Genomic DNA, 21,127 nt, shown 5'->3' with positions numbered 1-21,127 from the left:
CGGCCCGAAGTTTCGCATCGGCGAACCGCGGAAGGCGCTTTCGTTGTCACGATCTAAGCTATTGATCTAGATATTCTTTCGCAAGGTCAGTCGGAAGTAGAGCTCGTGATCGCGCTGCGCCACCGAGACCCGCTCCAGCGGGCGCGCGATGCCGCCTTCCAGCGTCGCCCAATCGGTCGGCCGCCAGGCGAGGCCGGCGCCGACGGAGGTCGCGCGCATGCTCGTAGGCACTGTCCCATAAGTGATGCCGTGATCGAGGAAGACGAAGGCGTCGAGGGTCTTCAGCGGCTCGGGCAGCACGTAATGCAGCTCGGCCTGACCGTAAAACCCTGAATCGCCGAAGGCGGCGCCGATCGGATAGCCGCGCACCGTGGTCGGGCCGCCGATCTGGAAGATCTGGTCGCCGGGAAGCTGCTTGTCATTCGTATACTGCCACGCGCCGATGAGCGAGGCGTAGATATCGTCGTTCAGGCGCAGGATCGTCGAGGTGTTTCCGGTCCAGAGCGTCAGATTGCGCTTGGCCTGACCGATCTTGTCTTCGAAATCGACCCGGGAGAGCGTCGGAGAGGTCGTGTGCATGAAGCCCGGCAGCGACACGGTGAGCGAAAGTCCGCCGGACGCCTTGGTGTTGCTGCTATGCGCTGTCGTGATGTCGATCTGCTTGCTGCTGCTGATCCCGCTACCGATGCTCGCGACAGCCTGCAGCAGCACCGCATCGGTTGCGAAAATGGGCTGAGAGAGGTTGAGCGCGCGGCTTTCCGAGATGCCCTCGGGCCGCAACTCCTTGATTGCTCCGGTCACGATATGGAAGGCCGAGCGCGTATAGCTGATGCTCAGCCGCGTGCCGAAGGGCGAGACCGGGATGCTGTAGCTGCCGCTTCCGAGGATGCTGCCGCGCGAACGCGAGCCGTAGAAGACCAGCCTGTCGTCTAGTCCAAGCAGGCCGTGATGCTTCAGGAACAGCACGCCCTGATAGCGGCCGGTCGATTTCACCGCCTGGTTGTCATAGGAGATCTGGGCGAGGTTACGTGGCGGCTCGGTCGCCGCCAATTCGATATCGGTCAGGCCGAACTCGCCGCCGGCCCGCAGCTGAGCCCGCAACTGGACCTCGTTGAGGCGGTTGAAGATCGAGACCTCGCGGTTCAACGTCGGCGTATCGACCACGCTCTGCGGAACGGTGGATATCTGCGACTGGAGATACCACGGCCAGGTCTGAACCGTACCGGTGACGCTGACCTTGCCGACGCGGCCCTCGATGAGCCCGACCTTGAGCACGCCGCCATCGAGTTTCTGCGGCGGCAGGATGGCGCTGGCGGTGACCTGCCCTTTCTCGGAGTAGAGGTCGTTGACCTCCTGGACGAGCTTCCCGATCTCGGCCAGATCGACCTTGCGGCCAAGATAGCGGGCGCGCAGCGCATCGAGCTCCGCCTCGCTCAGGAAGGCGGATTTGTCGAAGTCGATGCGCTTCAGGACGATCGTCGTCCCGCCCGAGGGAAAGCTCAGCTTCGGCAGGGGCGGCGGCGCCACGACGCCAGGGCCGCTTTGGCGCGGTGGGGTGGTCTGGCGTTCGATTTCCAGGCGCTGGCGCTCGGCTTCCGTCTCGATCGTGCGGGGCGCGATCTGCGCCAGTGCAAGGCTCGGAAGCCCTAGTCCAAGCAGGGCGGCCAGGAGCGGAGCGACAGCGCGGGCGGCTTCGCGCCGGCGCTGCCCGCAAGGATATCTCGTCAAGGCTGGGCCTCGCCGCTTCCGGACTGGTCGAGATTCACCCGCGGACCACTGCCTTCACTGAGGCTGGCGGTCGTCTCTGGATCGGTGCTGCGCCAGCGGCCGTCAGCGCCCAGTACGAAGCCGCGGGCGATGTCGCCGAAGCTCGGTCCCGTCGGCGCGACGACGCCGAGCCGCGCCATGTCGCGCACCAACGAGACGCCATCCGCGGTGTCGACATTCGCGATATTGCCGTCGAAGCGCACGACATAGGCGTTCGATGACAATTGGTTGCCGTTGACGGAGATGAAGAAGGTCCGGTCCTTCTGGTAGAGCTGCACATCGAAACCGCGAACCGGAGCGATGCTGCGATTATTGGCCAGGACGGTCATTCCGGGGGTGGTCAAGCGCAGAGCTCCCGGAACGAAATTGGCGGCGAGATCGAAGCGGCTGGCGCTCGTCGTTATGACAGCGTCTGTAACCTCTATCCGGTTGGCGCGGAAGCGCAATGCGTCGATCGACAGGGCGGCGGATCTCGCCGTGCGCTCGCGCATGCCGGCGATGTCGAGCACGAGCGGAGTGCCGGAGCCGCCGGGCAACTGCACGATGCTGGAGGCGATGTCCGTCCCCAGGATGGTGATGCTGTCACCGGCGCCGAAGCGGCCAAGGCGGACATCGTCGGGCGCGGAGAATTCCGCGTTGCGCGCCGCACCGACGCCGAGCCGGATCGAGCCGCTGCCGCCGAGGCCTGCCCGCGCGAGGAGCGCGTCGGTGGCGACGATGGTGTCGCCGTCGATGTCGCCGGTGCTGGCGAGGCTGGCGGAGCGGCCGGCATCGAGCGCAACGAAACTGATTGCCTGCCCGGCGATGGCGATGTTCTCACCGGCTTGCGCGGTGGTGATGGTGACGCCGGCGCGCGTCGAATTCAGCACGAGCGACCCGCCTGCCGTCAGGCTTTCAAAACGCAAGGCCTCTGCGGCCGTGAGCGTTACGTCGTCGTGAGCGACAAGCGTCTGAATGTCGATGCCCGCGCCCGAGGAGGTGGCAGTGACGGAGCCGGCGCTGCGTGCGGTGCCGACGGTGATGGCGCCCGGCGCCTGCAGCAGGAGCGCGGCGGAGGCATCGAGCGTTCCGGCGCGGATCGTGCCGAACTCGGATGCGACGGAGAGATCGCCCGATTGCGTCAGCACGCTGCCGAGTGTGACCGTGCCGCGGCCGTTCAGATTCGCGCTCTCGCCTGCTGTGAGCGCGGTGAGGGCGATGACATCGCCGGAGATGGTCGTTCCGCCGCCGCTGCGCAGGTCATTGATCGTCACGGTCCCTGCCGCCACGAGATCGGCGCGGCCATCGGCGCGCAGGGTCTGCGCGGTGATGCCGTCTGCCGTCGAGCGCAGCGACAGGTTGCCCGCGCTCGTCACGCTGGTGAGGGTCAGCATGTTGGCAGCGGTGAGCGTGGCATCGCCGCCGGTCGCAAGCGTGCCGATCGTCAACCCGGCGCGCGTCGAAGCGCTCGTTCCGCTCCCGCTGCTGGCCGTCTGGACGGCGATGGCACCTGCCGCGTCGAGTGCGATCGCGCCTGCCGCGTCCAGCGCGGCCGCCGTGATGCCGGCAGCGTAGGAGGTTGCCACGATGTCGCCGGCCCGCGTTGTAAGCGTGCCCAGGCTGATCGCGCCAGCGGCCGAGAGCTCGGCGGTGTCGCCTGTCGTCGCAGTCGCGAGGTCTATCGTCGCATTCCGCGAAGAGAGCGTGGCTGCACCGCCGGCATTCAAGCTCGAAACGATGAGCGCGCCAGCTGCATCCAGATGTGTGACGCCGCCGCTGGTCAGCGAACCGATTTCCAGGGCGCCGAGCTGGGTGGTGGCCGTGGCGTCGCCGCCGGTCGTGACGGTGTCGATGTGCAGCGTGGCAGCGCTCAGGGTCGTCGAGCCGAAGGCCTGGATGGTCGTGGCGGTCAGGCGGCCGCCCGTCGATGTCGCGAGGAGGTCTCCTGCGGTCGTGGTTGCCGTGCCCAGCGCAATGGCGCCTGCGGCCTGCAAGGTCGCGGTCGCGCCTGCGTTCAGCGTCGCGATCGTCAGCCTGCCCGTTGTCGAGTGGATGCTGGCCTGGTCGCCGCTTGTCAGCGTCGTGCCGGAAATGTCGCCGAAGGCCGCCAGTTCGAGTCCGGCGGCCGAAACCAGGGTCGCAGCCGAGATCCCCGCATTGGTCGAGGACACGGCAAGATCGCCGGCGGTCGTCTGCACCGTTCCCAGCGTGACGGCGGTCGCGCCGCTGAGCGTCGCAGTGTCTCCCGACGTCATGGCCAGGAGGTCGAGCGATCCGGCCGACGAGGTGACGGACGCCGTGCCGCCGGTGGTCAGCGATGTCGTGATCGAGATCGCCCCGGCGGCGGTCAGCGCAGCGTTTCGAGCCACCGCGAGCGTGGCTGCCGCGATCCCGGCGGTGGTCGAGGAGACGGAGAGATCGCCGCTGGTGATCTGAGCGGAGCCGAGAGTGACAGCGCGGGAGGCTGCGAGCGTGGTTGTTCCACCAGCCGTGAGCGTGGTGATGTCGAGCGTGCTGCCCGAGGAGGTCGCGCTCGCGCCGCTGCCGCTGGTCAGCGTCGTGACGCTGATCGTACCTGGGGCGGTGAGTGTCGCCGTACCGGCCGCATCGAGCGTGGTTGCGGCGATGTTGCCGCTGGTCGAGGAGACAGCGAGGTCGCCGGCTGTCGTCCGGGCGGTTCCCAGCGTGACGACAGTCGCCCCGCTGAGCGTGGCTGTGCCGCCCGATGTCAGCGCCACGAGATCGAGCGCCCCGCCGGACGAGGTGGCGGACGCCGTGCCTCCAGTGGTGAACGATGTCGTGACCGAGATTGTCCCAGTAGCGGTCAGGGCGGCGTTTCGAGCTACATCGAGCGTGGCGGCGGTGATGCCGGCATTCGTCGAGGAGACCGAGAGATCGCCAGCCGTCGTTTGCGTATGGCCGAGCGTGATCGTGCTGAAGGCGGCAAGCGCCGTCGTTCCACCAGCGGTGAGCGTAGCGATGCCAAGCGTGCTGCCGGACGAGGTCGCACTGGTGCCGCCGCCACTGGTCAAGGTCGTGACGGTGATGGCGCCAGGAGCACTGAGTGTCGCTGCACCAGCCGCATCGAGCGTGGTTGCGGTGATGCCGGCGGTTGTCGAGGAGACGGAGAGGTGACCTGCTGTTGTCTGCACGGTTCCCAGCGTGACGGCAGTCGCGCCGCTGAGCGTCGCAGCGCCTCCCGATGTCACAGCCGCGAGGTTGAGCGATCCGCTCGACGAGGTGACGGACGCCGTGCCGCCGGTGGTCAGCGATGTCGTGATCGAGATCGCGCCGGCAGCGGTCAGAGCCGCGTTCCGGGCCGCATTGAGCGTGGCGGCTGTGATCCCGGCATTCGTCGAGGAGGCCAGGATATCTCCGGCCGTCGTCTGAGCCGAGCCGAGCGTGACAGCGCCGAAGGCCGCAAGCGTCGCCGTCTCCCCAGCCGTAAGCGTGGTGATATCGAGCGTTCCGCCCGATGAGGTCGCGGTTGTGCCGCTGCCGCTGGTCAGGGTCGCAACGGTGATGGCGCCGGGAGCGGTGAGGGTGACAGCCCCATCGGCATCGAGCGTGGTCGCGGTGATGCCGGCGGTGGTGGAGGAGACCGAGAGGTCTCCCGTCGTCGTCCGCGCAGAACCGAGCGTGACCGTGCCGGAGGCTGCGAGCGTCGTGGTTCCGCCGGCCGCGAGCGTTGTGACGCCAAGCGTGCTGCTCGACGAGGTCGCACTCGTGCCGCCGCCGCTGGTCAGTGTCGCGACGCTGATCGCGCCTGGAGCGGTGAGGGTGGCTGCTCCGGCCGTCTCCAGCGTGGTCGCGGTGATGCCTGCATTGGTCGAGGACACGGCCAGATCGCCGGCGGTGGTCCGCACCGTCCCCAGCGTGACGGTCGTCCCGCCACTGAGCGTGGCGGGCCCGCCAGATGTCACGGCCGCAAGGTTGAGCGCCCCGCCCGAAGAGGTGACGGAGGCGGCGGCGCCGGCGGTGAGCGATGTCGTGACCGAGATCGCCCCGGCTGCGGTCAGCGTCGCGTTTCGCGCCGCATCGAGCGTGGCAGCCGTGATCCCGGCGAGTGTCGAGGACACGGACAGATCGCCTGCGGTGGTCCGCGCCGACCCGAGCGTGACGGTGCCGGAGGCGGCGAGCGTGCTCGATCCTCCTGCGGTCAGCGTGGTGACAGCGAGCGTGCTGCTCGACGAGGTCGCATTCGTGCCACCGCCGCTGGTCAACGTCGCCACGGTGATCGCACCGGGAGCGGTGAGCGTGGTCGCGCCGGCGGAATGCAGGGTGGTGGCGTTGATGCCGCCGGATGTCGATACGAGAGAGAGATCGCCTGCCGTCGTCGTCGCCGATGTCACGCCGAGCGCATTCGCCGCGCTCAGGGTTGTGGCTCCGCCCGAGCTGAGGGTGCCGATCGTCAGCATCCCGGCCGTCGAGGTCACGCTTGCCGCCCCGCCGCTCGTCAGGGCGTCGACCGTGAGGTTGCCCGCCGCGAGCAGGCTGGCGGGGCCGGTATCGGCTGTCAGCGCCGTGACGCGCGCTGTCGTGGCGGTCTTGAGGTAGACGCCACCTTGCAGGCTGCGGGCCGACAGGCTCGGTGCGTCGAAGCTCACCGGCGCCAGGCTGCTGCCGATGCCGCTGCCGGCATTGAGCGCGATCACGCCGCCGGCCTGGCCAGCGCCGAGATTGACGACGCTGTCGCCATTGCCGGCGATGCTTCCCGCGGCCGAAACGGCGATGGAGGCCGTGCCGGCGGGGGCGATGAGCGTGCTCATGACCCGCCCGAGCGTCACATCGCTGAGCGAGGTGAGCGTGATCTGCCCGCCCGATTGCGCGGTCGCGCCGCTCGCCATGCTGATCGCGCCGGCCGTGATGGAGAGCGGCCCGGTGGTCGCGGACAGGCTGCGCAGGATCCGCACCTCGGCATCGGCTGCGAGCGAGAGCCCACCAGCGGCCGTCAGCGCGCCGATCCGCAGCGCGACGGCGGATTGGCTGGCGAGCGTCGGCGTCGAGAGCGTGGCCGAGCCGCCGACCTGGCCGGAGACCTCGCCATCGCCGGCGGCCTGGATCGCGAATGGCGTGACGGCGCTGCCGACATTGGCGGACGCGTTGAGCACGATGGTGGAAGCCGAGATCGCGACGCCCGGCAGGTAGCTCTGGATCGAGCCGCTGACCGCCGTGAGCGAGGCCGTGCCGGAGGCGAAGATGCGGCCGATCTGGGCGTTGCCGGCTGCGGCGACGAGATAGGCGTCGCCCGCGCCGGCCGAGGCCGAGACCAGCCGTCCGCCGATCTGGTAGGTCAGCGGCGTCGCCGCCGAGCCGATGCCGCCGCCGGCTCCGGTCAGGATCAGGTCGGTTCCGGCCTGGATCTGGACCGCGTTGAGCGGCGTCGTGCTGTTCGGCGCGGTCGCGACGGTGATCCCTTGCGGCGCCTGCAGGTTGATCGCGCCGGTGGCGGTGACGCGTCCGATATTGAGCGAGCCGCCGCCCGACTGCGCGCCGGTCGTCGCCTGGACATAGATGTCGCCCTGGGCCGTGCCGGAGAATGTACCGGTCGCGCTGATGAAGAGCGGCGCGGTCTGGCTGATGTCGACCGAGGTCAGCGTCACGCCGACGGGCACGGCGTTGATGTCGGAGACCGCGACGCGCTGGCCGCTTCCATTCGTGCCGAAGAGCTTGACCGACCCCGGCGTGGTGGCGACTGCAAGCGCCTGGAGCTGGCTCGTGGTCAGCGTGCCGTTGCGGATTGTGTCGAGGCCGACGCTGACGTCGGGCGCCAGCGAGCCGATGCTGCCGCCGATGTTCAGGCTCACGTCGCGACCGACGATGATCGCGGTGCCGTTGCCGACGACACCCGAGGCCGGCTGCAGCGCCGCCTGGTCGATCGCGGCGACGAGCTGGCCGGTTTGCCAGACGGCGTTGGCGGTGATGGAGGAGGCGAGCCCGCTCACGGCGCCCGGCGAGGCGGTGGTGAAGCTGAAATTGCTCTCGAGTGTGTTTTCCTGGAAGCGCGCCAGCGTGCTCCAGCTCGCGCCATAGGCCTTCTCGAATACGCTGGCGTAGCTCGCATAACGGTCCGCCACATAGGCCGGGACGCTCATCCCGGCGGCGTCGGCGAGCGGCTGGTAGAGCGCGGTGGCGGCGGCGTCGAGCGTGAAGACGCCGTTGGTGACGCTGCCGTTGCGTATCAGGCTGGAATAGAGCGCGTAGGTCTGGGTGACGTTGCGCTCGAACACGGCGACGCTGGCGAGCGCCGCGGCGTCGGCGCCGTCGGCCTGGGTCAGCTTGAGCTTGCTCTTGATCGTCGAGAGCTGCTCGGTCGAGAGCGACTGCGCCGCGGTCTGGGCATTGGCGGCCTTGAGCGTGCCGTCGACGACGTCGACGCGGACATTGCCGCCGGTGCTGGAGATCAGCCCGACGCGCAGATTGCCCGAGAGCTGCTTGATGCCGATATCGCCCTGTGCCGAGATGTTGACCACGCCGCCGGTCTGGCTGCCATTGGCCAGCGTCGTCGCCATGGCCTGGATGCGCAGCGGCGTGTTGATGCCGCCGACGGTGCCGTTCTGGCTGCTGATCGTGATGTTGTTGCCGAGCAGATGGGTGTAGTTCGGATCGGCCCAGCTTGCGACCTCGAGCCCGCCGGTGGCGCGGAGATTGATGTCGCCATAGCGGCCGGAGGCGGCGTCGAGATCGGCGTTGAGGCGCCAGATCTTGGCGTCGGAATCGATGTTGAGGTTGATGCCGCCGGCCCCGGAATAGGCGGCCACGGCCGCGCCCGCCGTCAGCGTCGCCTGGATTGGCGCGGCGACCGTGCCGACGGAATCGCGCCCGGTCAGGGTCAGGTGGTTGCTGAGGATCGAAACATTGGGCGCCTGGGTGAAGCTGCCGACCGAGGCCGTGATCGTCGTTGCGCCGCTCGGGTTGATGATATTGCCTTGCTGACGGATCGACGTGTTCGAGGTGATGTTGAGCTGGCCGCTCGCATTGCCGGCGAAGCTGACGGCGAAGGGGTTGTCGGCCTTTACCGAGGCCGTCACCTGAAGCCAGGCGTCGATGACGTAGTTGTAGTTCCAGTAGGTGTTGTCGGTCGAGCCGGGCACCTGGCGGAAATCGCGGCTGCAGAGGCTCGGATTGCCGCCGTTGCAGTGTTCGTAACCCTGCATTGCGTTGGCGACCTGCGTGACGCCGCCCTGTAGCGTCTCGAAGAAGACAGGGTCGCTGATGTAGTAGTACTGGTTATTGGTGAGGCGGCCTTGTGCCGTGCTCGTCACGTTCCAATAGTCGGGGCCCGACGAGGTGCCGTCGCCCCAGATGCCGGTGGCCGGAGCCGCAACAAACTGCCACGGATTGTTGGCCGAGCCCGAATTATAGCGCCAGACGCCCTGCGCATTCGGATCGTTGATGGTGAGGCCGTCCTTGTGGACCCATAGCTGCTGCGTCCACTCATAGCGCGTGCCCGCGACGGGGTTGTAGCTCGTGGTGTCGCCGGCGATGAAGGAGAAAGGCGTCGTGGCGCCGACGCCGCTCAGGATCGGTTGCGCGCCGTTCACGGTCTTGTAGATCGCGATGCCGGAGCCCGGCGTATAGGCGTAGACGGTCGTGTTCGGCCCGTTCTGGATCAGCCGGTCGACGATCGTGATCTTGCTGACGCTGGCGTTGGCGCCGCTGGCCGTGCCGGTGTTGATGCGGTTGGTAACGAGCTCCAGGCCGCTGTTGTTGACGATGTCGACATGGCCGAAGCCGCCATTGATCTTGATGCGGCCGAGCGTGTTCGTGCTGATGATCTGGCCGTCGAGCAGGACCGAGCCGCCGCCCGAGGAGGCGTTGACGTCGCTGATGTTGAGCTGGCCGGTGCGGATGTCGTAGCTGACGGGGATCAGCTTGTCGCCGCTGTGGAGGACGCTGTAGGAGCCGGCCGCGCTGCCGTAATTGATCAGGCGCGTATCGTTGGTGAGATCGACCACGGGCGCGCCGTAGCCATAGGTGTTGTAGTTGAAGATCGCGAAGCCGAGCGCCTGGATCAGGTTCTCGCTCAGAACGACCGACTGGTTGGTGACGCGCCCGGCCTCGATCGAGGCGTTGACGTTGATGATCGTGGCCTTGATCGCGACCTGTGCGCCGTAGATCTGCGTGCCGCCGCCCTGCGCCTGGACGTTCTGGGGCTGGTAATATTTCGGTACGATCGGGATCTGGGCGAAGTAGATGCCGTTGCCGAAATCATAGCCGCCCTGGCAGTTATAGCCGGTCGCGCCATAGCCGATGCAGTTGCCGTAGAGGATGGTGCTGTAGCGCATCCCCGGATCCCCGCCATCCTCGATCCGATGATAGAGATTGTAGTTCAGGCTGCCGCCGGAGCCGAAATACAGGGTGTTGCCGATCGCGTTGATCGTGTCGTTGATCACATAGTTCTGGGACGCCGTCCCGGGCGCGCCGCCGGGATAGGTGATCGCGGAATTCCACTCGGCCTGCGGCGAGGCGCCGGCATTGTACATGCCGTTGGGGCCGTTCGAAGAGATCGCGACGGCGCCGTTCGGCACCGTAACGTTGAACTGCAGCGAGTCGATGCGCTGGCCTGAGAAGCCGAATGAGCCCTGCGTGTTGTTGATCGAGACCAGGCCGCCGAGATTGCTGATGTCGCCGGCGATCATCAGCGCCGGCCCGTAGCCGCCGATATCGTCGCGGGTATAGGCGTTGTTGATGATGACGCTGGCCGTGCCGTTGGCATTGAACCTGGTTTGGGTCAGCCCGGCCTGGCCCTGGGCTGCGCCGGTGAACAGGATCTGCCCGGTCGAGAGGTCGGGGATATAGGCGCCGGCGTCGAGGATCATATAGGCGGCGCTGTTGTTGACGACCTTGATGGTCGGCCCGCCATTGGCGGTCAGCGTGCCATTGCCCTGGATGGTGTCGCCATTGACGAAGACGTTGCCGCCGGCCGCATAGAGCTGGCTGATCCGGTAGGCCCGCACCAGCCCCGAGGAGACGCCGCCGACCAGCGTGTCGGCGACGGCGGTGTCGTCGATCGTGCCGTTGGTCGTGGTGTAGTTGGCGCGGACATAGGCCACCGCATCGAACGCGTCGTCGCGGCTGACCACGACCGGCGCGCCGCCGGCCTTCACATAGACGGTCGGCGTGGCGCCGAGGTCGCAGATCGACAACCCACCGGTGCCGCAGCCGATGATGATCTCCTGCTCGTGGAACACGCCGCCGACGGCGCGACCGTTCATCACCACCGTCGAGGTCGCCGAGGCGCCCGGGCTCTCGTCGCGCTGCGTCACCGGGATGAAATAGAGCTGGAAGCCGTGGCCGGCGCCGTCGGCATTGGGCGTCACCGTGCCGTTATAGGCGCCGAGCGTGACGTTCTGGGCGCTGAGCAGCGCCGCCCCGGTGTTGATGTTTAGCCGCGCCCGGTTCTGCAGGTCGGTCGAGGCATCGGCATCGGGCACCGCGATCACGCCGCGCACATAGCCGATCGCCGTGGCGTCGCCCAGGATCGAGGTCATGAACAGGCCCGAGGCGTCGCGCCCGGCGGTGACGTTGACGTTGTCGAGGCCGGTCAGCGTGCTGTTGGCGCCGATCGTGACGGTCTGGTTGGTGATGATGTCGGTATCGGCCTCGGCGACGCCGACGGCGGCGAGGCCATAGGTGGTGACGAGCGCGTTCGTCTTGACCGTCGCGGTGGTGTAGGTGCCGATATTGATCGTGCCGGAGGAGGTCAGCGTGACGCCCGTCCCGAGCGTGACCTCGTTGTCGACATCGCGGGCGCGGTATTGCGAGGTGACGCCGGCGCCCTGCAGCGCACCGCCGGTGGTCAGCGTCACCGTGTCGTTGGCGGTGAGTTCGGTGATCGCCTGGATCGCGATCGGACCGGGCGAGGAGACCGCGCTGCCGCCGCTGGTGAAGTTGGCGTTGTCGCCGATCACGACCTTCGACCAGCCGTCCACGTCAGTCGTCGATTTCGCGCCGACGCCGTTGATGCCGCCGCCCGCGCCGGCGCTGATCGTGTCGCCGAGCGCGAGCTGGGTGAAGATGTTGCGGCTCTCGAGCTCGATGCCCTGGACGCAGGTGGTGACGTAGCAGCCGGAGGTACCGTTGCCGAGCGCAACGAAGACGGCAGACGCGCCGATGTCGACCTTCACATGGGAGGTCGCGTCGTGGCTGGCCAGCGAGGCGCTGGCGCCCAGCGCGGCCGCCTGCGTCGCATCGACCCGGTTGGCGTATTGGTCGGTGTGGCTCGCATTGACCAGGATGGTGTTGGCGCCGATCTGCGTACGCGCGCCGATGCTGGCCGTGACCGTGGCGGTGTTGGCGGTATCGGCCGAGGCGCCGGCACCGGAGATCAATCCGCCGCTGCCCGATGTGGCGCTGGCGATCTGCGTGTCGCTGCCGGCTGCAATCAGGCTGAAGCTCGTCGCGCTGTTGCCCAGCAGGCGGGCGTCGTCGCCGAGCGTCGCGCTCGTCGTCGCCGTCGAGCTCGCCTTGGCCAGCACGGCGCCGATCGAGTATTTGCCGGCGATCGAGAAGCCGGTCGCCGAGGCGATCTGGCGCGTCGTGTTGGTCGCGTTGATTGCGACGGTGCCGGCCGGCAGCCGGACATTATTGCCCGCCGAGGCGGTGACCGTGGAGGTGTTGACGGCCTGCGCGTCCGAGCCGACGGCGCTGGCATAGTAGGATCCAGAGCCGGAGAAGGACCAGGCGGCGGCTCCGGTGCCGCCGCGGCTGAACGTGCTGGTCGCGCCCGGCGAGCCGCCGATCGAGGTCACGGGCGTGCCGAAGATCGTGCTGGTGGCCAGGATCGAGAGGCTGCCGGCGGTGAGCGCGCGCTGGGCGGCGGCTCCGCCATCCATCGCTGCGATCACGGTCTGGTTGGTGGTGGCGCGCGAGATCGCAGCGCCTACGGCGAGCCCGCCCGTCACCGAGACGCCATAGGCGGCGGCCTTGGCGTCGGGCGTCGCTGTCGCGGTCACGCGGATCGCCCCGGTCCCGACATTGACGCTGGCGTTGTCGCCGAGATGGGCCTCGACGCGCGAGGAATCGCTGGCGCGCGCGTCTGCGCCAGTGCCGGCGACCAGCAAGCCACCTGCGCCGGCGGTCGCCGAGGCATAGGAGATGCCGGCGCTGCTGGCATCGACCGTGAGCGATGTTCCGCCCGAGAGCGTGGTGTTGGCCGCGACGTTCGACGTCGCCGTGCCGTCGAGGCTGCTATTGGCGATCGAGATGCCGAGCGCGCCGCCGCCCGCCGCCGCCGCGCCGAGCGCATCGGCGCGCGAGCCTTGCGTCGCCGTCGTGCTGACCGTCGTCGCGCCGGTGACCGTGAGCGTGCCGCCGAGCCTGGCGGTGAGCGTGTTCGAAACCGCGCCTTGCGCCACCGCCGCGCCGGCGGAAGCCGTGCCCGAACCCGCGCCGGCCCTGACGTCGACCCTGGACGCCACGCCCCCGGCGCCATCGATGGCCGAGGCATTGACCGTGATTGAGCCCGTCGTCACCGTCGCCTGGTCGAGCCGGGCGCTGACATTGTCGGCGACCGTGGTGTAGCCGAGTGCCGCGCCGACGCCGATGCCGCCGACGCCGATGCCGAGCGCGGTGTTCTCGGTCGAGGTCTTCGAGGTCGAGGTGACCGAGACCGAAGTCGCCGTGATCGACCCGCCGAGCGCGGTCGCGCCGGTCTGCGCGCCGCTCGAATCGAGCAGGGCCGTGGCGCTGATCGCGCTCGGCGTCGCGGTGCGGGCGCGGTTGCTGGTGAACCAGGCATATTGCGAGGCGGCGTATGCACTCACTTCGCTGAAGGTCGCAGTACGGCCGAGCTCGGCGTCGGCGGCGGCCTGATAGACGGCCGCGCCCGAGCCGCGCAGCGAGTAGAGCCCGTTCACCGGGACGCCATTGGCGAGCAGCGTGGCATAGGCTGCGTCGGCGGCGATCTTGACCTGCGCGTCGGTCAGGTTCGGCGTCGCAACCTCGAGAACCTGCCGATAGGAGTTCAGACCGGCGTCGCCGATGACATATTGCAGCTTGGCCGCCTGCAGCACGGTGTAGCGCGCCGCTGCATAGTCGCGGACTTGGCTGTCGGTCGCGGTCGGCAGGAAGAGCGCGATGGCGGCGTTGGAGCGCAGCGCCTGCACGCCGCTGGCGGTCAGCGTCAGCACGCCGTTGACGACGGTGCCGTTCTGGATCAGCGCCAGATATTCGGCATTGGCTGTGGTGCGCAGCTGATCGTCGGTCGCGCCGGACGCATAGGCGCCGCGCAGGGTGCGATAGGTCGCAAGCCCGCTGGTGCTCAGCATGAAGCCGGGATCGACGGCGGTGAGCTGGTTGACGCGCGAGAGCGTGCCGTCGCCGTTGATATTGAGATCCGCGCCGGCCGGCGCGCCCGTGCCGACCGAAATGACGTTGACGGCCGCGCCGAGCCCGATCGAGCCGCCCTGGCCGATGGTGAAGGCGTTGGCGTCGACGCTGCGGTCGCTCACCGCCTGGACCACGACCGCGCCGGTCGTCGAGATCGTGCTGCCGGAGAGGTCGGCGAGCACGCTCGAGTCGAGGCTGGCGACATTGGTTGCGGAACCGAGGCCGACGCCGGCGCCGCCGATGGCGGCCACGCCCGTCTCCGGCGTGATCGTCGTGGTCTCGCGTGCGATGACGTTGAGCGAGCCGTCGATGCTCTGGCCGGCCAGGTTCTGGATCGGCGTCGGCGCCTGCCTTGAGGTGACACCGTAGAGCCCGGCTCGCGTCGTGTTGGCGACGTCGATCAGGTTGACCATACCGGCGATGCCGACCAGGCCCGCGGCAGAGCCGCCGGCCGCCAGCGCGGTGAAGCTGTTGGTGCTGGTCGCCAGCACGTCGAGCCGGCCGTTCAGGTTGAGCGTCGTGACATTGGCGCCGCCGCCGATCGTCGCCAGCGTGGTGCTCTGGCTGCGGGCCACGACGAAGGCGCTGCCAAGCGCGACGCCGCCGCCGGAGCCGACGCCGGCGACACCGTAGAAGCCGTTCGTGCTGTCGGCGGTGACGCGCAGCGAGGCCGCGTTGAGGATGCCCTGGTCGATAGTCGCGGTCGTGACCGCCTCGAAGCTGTTGACGAGGCCCGTCGCCGCCGCGCCGGCGACGCCGGCGGAAAAGCCGATCGTCTTGCCGGTCGAGGCTTGCGAGGACACCGCCGCGACCTCGACTGCGCCGACGCCGCCGAGCCCGGCCTGGCTGGTCGCGATCGTGCCCGTGGTCGAGTTCGTCAGCGCGGCGCTGGTCTGGCGCTTCAGCGTGGTCTGCGCGTCGGCGCCGGCGCCGGCCGCGCCGCCGATCGCGCCGACGACGATGTAGCTGCCGGCATAGGAATGACTGGCGGCGTCGACCACGATCGCGGTCGGGTTCTGGCCGCCGTTCAGCCGCGTGTCGATCGTGCTGCCGTCGATCGTGGCCGAGGTGGTTCCGCCGAGCGAGTTACGAATGGTGACATAGCCGACCGCGCCGCTGATCGGGTAGACCGCGATGCCTGCGGTCACGGCGTTGGCCATCACAGCCTGCTGCGAGGTCGCGATCACGGCCAGCCCGCGCAGGCTGCGCTGGGCCATCGCCAGGTCGGGCAGGGTGGTCGAGGGGCCGGTCGGGCTGGACAGGCTCGGCGGGCTGACGACCGCGCCGCTGGCGAAGCTGAGCGACCCGGTGCCGTTGACGCGCGCATCGACCGAGCTGCTCTCGCTGATCGAGGCGACGGTGCTGCCGCCGATCGTGTTGCTCACGATCGAGAGGCCGCCGGCGACGCTGGGCGAGCCGCCGGCCGCGCCGAGCGCGCCCGCCGAGACCGCGATGCCGTCATGATTGGTCGCGATCACGCCGACATTGTTCTCGGCGATGATGTCGGCGCGCTTCACGGTCGCGGCGACGTCGGTCGCGACGCTACTGGTGGCGACCGAGCCGGCAAGGCCGACCTGGCGCGAGATCGCGATGCCGATCGACAAGGTCGAGATCGTGCCGGCCGACTGGCTCTGGACCAGCAGGTCGCGCGAGGCGCGCAGCCGCGCATCCTCGATCGTCGAACTGACCGTGTTTTCAATGCTGTTCTCGACGACGGAGAGGCCGAGCGCGGCCGAGCCGAAGCCGAGGCCGAGCGAGCCGGCGCTGCCGCGGATGGTCGCGGTCGTGCTGCCGTTCAGCCGTACGTCTCGGGCCGTGACGATCGTGCCCGTGCCGGTGATGCCGGCGTGCACGACGTTGTCGACCGATTGCAAGGCGACTGAGGCGACGCCGGCGAACTGGCCGGTGGCCCCGCCGAGCCCGACCGCGACGCCGGTGATGCTGGCGCCATCCTGCGCCCGCACCGAGACATCGCCGGTCGCGGTCAGGATGACGTTGTCGATCGTCGCGATATGCGACTGCGCCACCTCGTTGCTGAGAAAGGAGATGCCGACATTGTTGCGCCCGACTTGCACCATGCCGGTGATGGCGACGATCGCGGCGCCGTTCGGGTTGGGGTCGCCGCCATTGGCGACGGAACCGTCGAACTGGACCTGGGCCGCGTCGGCCTGGGAGAAAGTCTGGCGGCCGGAGATGATGGCGTCGAAGGTCGTATCGCGGCTGCTGTCGGCGGTGACGACGACGTCGCCGCCGATCGTGATGGTCGACGGCGCTCCGGCCGTGCCAGTGATCTCGGCCCGCGTCGTCGGCGTGACCTTGTTGAAGACGAAGGCGCCAGCCAGGCCGTTGCCGCCGAGGCCGACCGTGGCGGCCCCCGAGGCGATACGGCTTGAATTCGAGGCGACGACGTTCAGGCCGTTGAGATTGACGAAGCTCGAGTTGCGGATGGTCGCGCTGACCGCGTCCTGCCCGCTCGGATCGCCGATCTCGGCATAGCTCAACGAGAGCCCGATGCCGGACTGCCCGCCGAGATAGGCCGCGCCGCCGCCGATGCCGATATCGGTGGTCTGATAGGCGTTGACGCTGGCGAGTTTCGAGACCGAAGTGGCGGCATCCCCGGTGATGGCAGAGTTGGCGATCGAGGCCTGAACCCGGCTGGTGACGAGCCCGACCGCCGCGGAGATCGCAGCCGCGCCGCTGCCGCCGGCCGAGACGCCGATGCTCACGCCGACGATCGTCGCGCGGCCGCCGGCGATGGCTTGGACGGAGGTGTCGTAGGCGCCGGTCAGGCTCGATCCGGTGATCTGCGCGTCGGTGCTGTTGTCGAGGACGCCGATGGCGACGGCCCCGGCGATGGCGCCGCTTGCGCCCGAGGTGTTGGCGAGATTGGCGGCGGCCGCGCCGGCGCCGACCTCGATGATCGTCGAGTTCACGGCCCTGACCGAAGTGGTCAGTCCGGCATTGTCCTTCTTCTGCAGCCGGGCGCCGTCGATCCAGGCCGAGGTGCCCATTGTCGTCAGCGCGACGGCCGATGCGCCCGCCGCCGAGAGGCTGGGGCCGCTGCCGGACTGCTTGTTGAAGCTGTCGGAGATTTTCCGGATCGCCTCGCTCGTGCCCGGCGGCAGGGTCGTGGCGACAGCGCCGTCGGCGGCAGCCGCGGCGACGGCGGCCGCCGTGATCCGCCCGGTCGTCGCCGCCTCGACAGCGAGCGAAGCTGCCGTGATCAGCCCCTGCGGCGCTGTGCCGGCGAGCCGGCCATCCGTGAGATCGTCGGAATTGTCGCCGACATAGGCGCGCGTGACCGAGCCCGCATCCAGCACTGCCACCGAGACGCCGATGCCATTGCCGCCGCCGAGCACGATGCCGCCGCTGAGCGCGAAGACGGAGACGGACTGCTCGGCTTTGACCGAGATCGAATTGGCGGTGACGATCGCTCTGTTGCTGATCGAGGCCAGCGTCTGGTTGTGAATGCCCGAGACCGAGACGATGCCGTTCAGCGCGATCGTGCCGGCCGAGCGCCCGGAGGTGGTCGCGATCGCGAATAGTATATCGGAGGTGTTGGCGGTTACCGCGAGGTCGGTCGCCGTGATCGTCGCGCCGGCGGCGACCGCCGCGACGGTCTTGCTGCTGCGCCCGATATCGATCAGCGAACCGCCGACTGCCGAGCCGGAGCCGCCATTGACACCGCCGGTAAAGCCGAAATTGCCGCCGACATCGACCGAGTGCTGGTCCGTATCGGCCGTGATGGTGACGGCGCTCGCCCAGTTCTGCAGGTAGTTGCCGGAAAGCGTCGTCGACCAGGCGCCCATCGCCGAGGTCTGGTTCAGCGTCGCGCCGCTGGCGATATAGGCCGAGGTGTCGTTGCTGACGCGGAAATAGTCGACAGCGCCGGCGAGCCCCAGATCGTTCGACTGCGAGGCGGCGTTGGCATAGCTCGTCAGGATATTGTTGACGATGCCGAGATTGCCATTGATGTGCGAGAAGACCTCGCCGAGCCCGGACCAGTTCGTCCAGGTGTTGGAAATGGGGTTCTCGCTGAGCGCAGCGACGCCGATGTGGTTGGCGTTGATCGTCACCCCGGAACCCACCGAGGCGGTCGAGCTATGGGCGTAGTTGCCGACGGCGATACCGAAGGAGAGCGAGACCTGCGCCTCGGGATTGCTCGCGGTCGGGTCCTTCGAGTTGGAATTGGTCGAGCTGTCGGCGATCAGGCGCACGCCGAAATCGCGTTGCCGGCTCGCCACCACGACATCGCCCGAGGCATAGATCGTCGGCGGCGTATCGCCCGAGTCGGCTGCAATCGCGGCCGTGGCGCTCAGGTCGCTGCTGGCGATGGTGACGGCGCTGCCGACCTTGATCGGCACGCTCGAGGAGGCGCTCGACAGCTTCCCGAAGAGTTGGCTGAGCAAGTTCGAGACGGTGCTTCCGGCCGGTCCGGCATTGAAGATGATGTTGTCGCCAGTCGTCGCCGATGAACTCGTGGCGTTCTTCGTCGTGTCCGAAAGGGCCTGGACCGTGACGTTCTGGACCTTGTCGGCGCTGGTTCCAAGCGAGGCGCCGAGCAGCGCATCGGCCTCCGCCTTGTAGTCGGAATAGGCGACGGCGATGCCGGCGACGCCACCCGAGGCCGCCACGGCCGTCGAGGAGGTCGAGAAGGAATTGGTGTTCTTGGCCGTGACGCTGACGGTTCCGAAGCCGCTGGTCGCCCCCGCGGTGACCGTCGCGCCGGAGTGGACCTTCGCGGCGGTGGTGACATCGACATAGCCATAGGCGACGGTCGCTGCGACCAGGCCGGTGCCGACCGAGATCGAGATGGCCGAGACAGCGAGTTTGACGTCGTTCTCGGCGTTGACGGCGAGGTTGCGGCCGACCTTGATCGTCGCGCCCGACGCGACGTCGGCGGTGACCGTTCCCATGATCTCGCCGATCGACACCGCCGCCGCGAACGGGTTTCCGCCGCTCAGCGTGATCGCAGGCAGCGAGGCCTCCTGCCGGGCCTTGGCGGAGATGGTGACGTCGCGCGTCGCCTCGATCGTCGCGCCGTCGACGACACGGATGCGGCTCAGCACCTGGCTGCCGACATAACCGCCGTTCAGGCCAAAGAGGATGCCGCCCACGCTTTGCGCCGCCAGTGCCAGCAGCGGCCCGGCAGAGGGATCGACATAGGAGGCGACGGCGGTCGCGTCCGCCTTCAGCGAAATGTCTCGTCCCGTGATCGTGCCGTGAATGTCGATGGTCGAGGTCGCGCTGGCCATGCCGGCGATCCGGATGTCCGATGTCGTCGCGTCGAGCGTGACATCGCCGGCGGTATAGGCGCTGCCCGTGCTGACGCCGGCGAGCAGCGAGCCAAACACGCTGACATTTGGGGAGGTCAGCAGAATTGCGCCGGAATTGCCGGTCGAGGGATTGGAGGCCGAGAGCACGCCGCCATTGGCGGAACGGTTGAACTGGCGCGTGTCGATGACGCCGTCGGCGGCGATCGTGATGCTGTTGGTCGCCTGCAGCGACACATCCGTGCCGTTGGTGATCATGCTGGCGCTGCCGCCGGTCCCGATGATCAGGTCTGTCGGGTCGATATAGAGCAGGCCGGCCTTGCCCGAGCGGGAGGAAAGATCGACATCGACCGCGCCCAGCGTGACCGTCTTCGTCGCGCTGAGTTCGGTGAAGCCGCCATCGCCGGTCAGGCCGCCCTTGCCCCTGAAGATCGCGCCACTCTCGACATCGAGATTGGTCCCGGCGAAGACCTTGATCTCGCCGCCCTTGCCGGCGACGCCTTGCGCCGCGCTGGCCTCAAAGCGCGCTCCGCCGGCAATCGAGATCGCGGCGTCGGAGGTGATCGAGATCTTGCCGCCGTCGCCGGTGTTGACGGCAGCCTGGCCCGCTGTGGCGCTGCCCTGCGAAAGCCTGGCCGAGGGCGCTGCCCCCTGTGCGCTCAGCCGCGCCGTCTGGGTGATCGTCGTGCCTCGGCCGGAGCGCACGATGATCGAGCCGGCGGAGCGCCGTGCCGTCGCATTGGCGCTCAGGGAGCCCGAAATGCTCGCCGTGCCCGCCGCGACGATCTCGATGCCGCCGCCGCGCCGCGCCACCATCGCGCCGCCATGGCGGACGCCGGAGGTGTTGACGCTGGCCGCGAAGGCGTTCTGGTGACGCCGCCTGCGTTCGCCGATATCGACGGGAGCGGCATTGGCCGTGATCTGCCCAGCGACGCTGACGGAGCTGCCGTACAGCGTCACGCCGCGTTTGGCGTTGATACGGCCCTCGATCGAGATCGCGCCGTCGGGCGAGATCGGAATGTCGTTGGCCCTCAGCCTCGCCGCCATCGTCTCGTTGACGACGCCGTTGGGGCCGATCACCTGATCGAGGAAGTCGCGCGTCGGCGTGTTGACGGTCAGCTGTCCGGTGTTGATCACCCCGGACGGCCCGACCGTGAAGCCGGCGGAGTCCGAGAAGTAGACGTGCCCGCCGATCTGGCCGTTCTTGTAGGAATTCAGAATGCCGTTGACGACAACGGGGCCGTTGCGGACGATATTGACCAGCGCGCCGGTATTCTGCGGCAGGTGCATGTTGACGGTCGTGCCGCCCGCCTGCTCGAAGCGCGAGAACGAGTTGTAGCCGGCATTGCCGGACACCGTCTGGGTGGTGATCGTCGTGGTCGCGCCGCTGACGGAGACATTGGTCTGTGTCCGCCCGTCGGGCGTGATCATGTTCTGCGCGAAGGCCGGAGCGTTCCACAGCACCAGCGCCATGGCCTGGCCGACCAGGCAACGCTGGCGCAAATTCGCCAGCACGGACTTAACAGGCACGGACCTGGGCCGGACCGCGGGCGACAGCGTCGGGAGCATGACGTGCGGCAGCCGCGGCGAAGCGGAGCGACGGCGTGTGGTCTTGGGGCGTAGTGAGCGCAACGCGGAAGCCTCGGCCCGTCCGGCAAGACGGTGTTGTTTCGCCGGATTCCGAGTCGAGATGCTGGCGCTCGAATGCCGGCGCGGATCGCGCCGGTCTCCGAATGCCCGTTTCCCCCCTGGATCAGGCTTAACGACTCACTACC

2 protein-coding genes are annotated in these 21,127 nt (G+C 68.5%); both read right to left on the bottom strand.

What is annotated here, in order from left to right; genetic code table 11:
* Positions 1 to 66 precede the first annotated feature (66 nt).
* Entirely contained in the window at positions 67 to 1,728 is a 1,662-nt protein-coding gene (locus tag ACSQ3P_RS07080) for a ShlB/FhaC/HecB family hemolysin secretion/activation protein (RefSeq protein WP_436164859.1), read from the bottom strand.
* Entirely contained in the window at positions 1,725 to 20,882 is a 19,158-nt protein-coding gene (locus tag ACSQ3P_RS07075; protein WP_436164858.1) for a leukotoxin LktA family filamentous adhesin, read from the bottom strand. The genes ACSQ3P_RS07080 and ACSQ3P_RS07075 overlap by 4 nt, the downstream gene beginning before the upstream one ends.
* Positions 20,883 to 21,127: the final 245 nt, after the last annotated feature.

The organism is Allobosea sp. LjRoot9 (assembly GCF_964252745.1).
Classification (GTDB): Bacteria; Pseudomonadota; Alphaproteobacteria; order Rhizobiales; family Beijerinckiaceae; genus Allobosea.
This window is presented reverse-complemented; position numbering and strand designations above follow the sequence as displayed.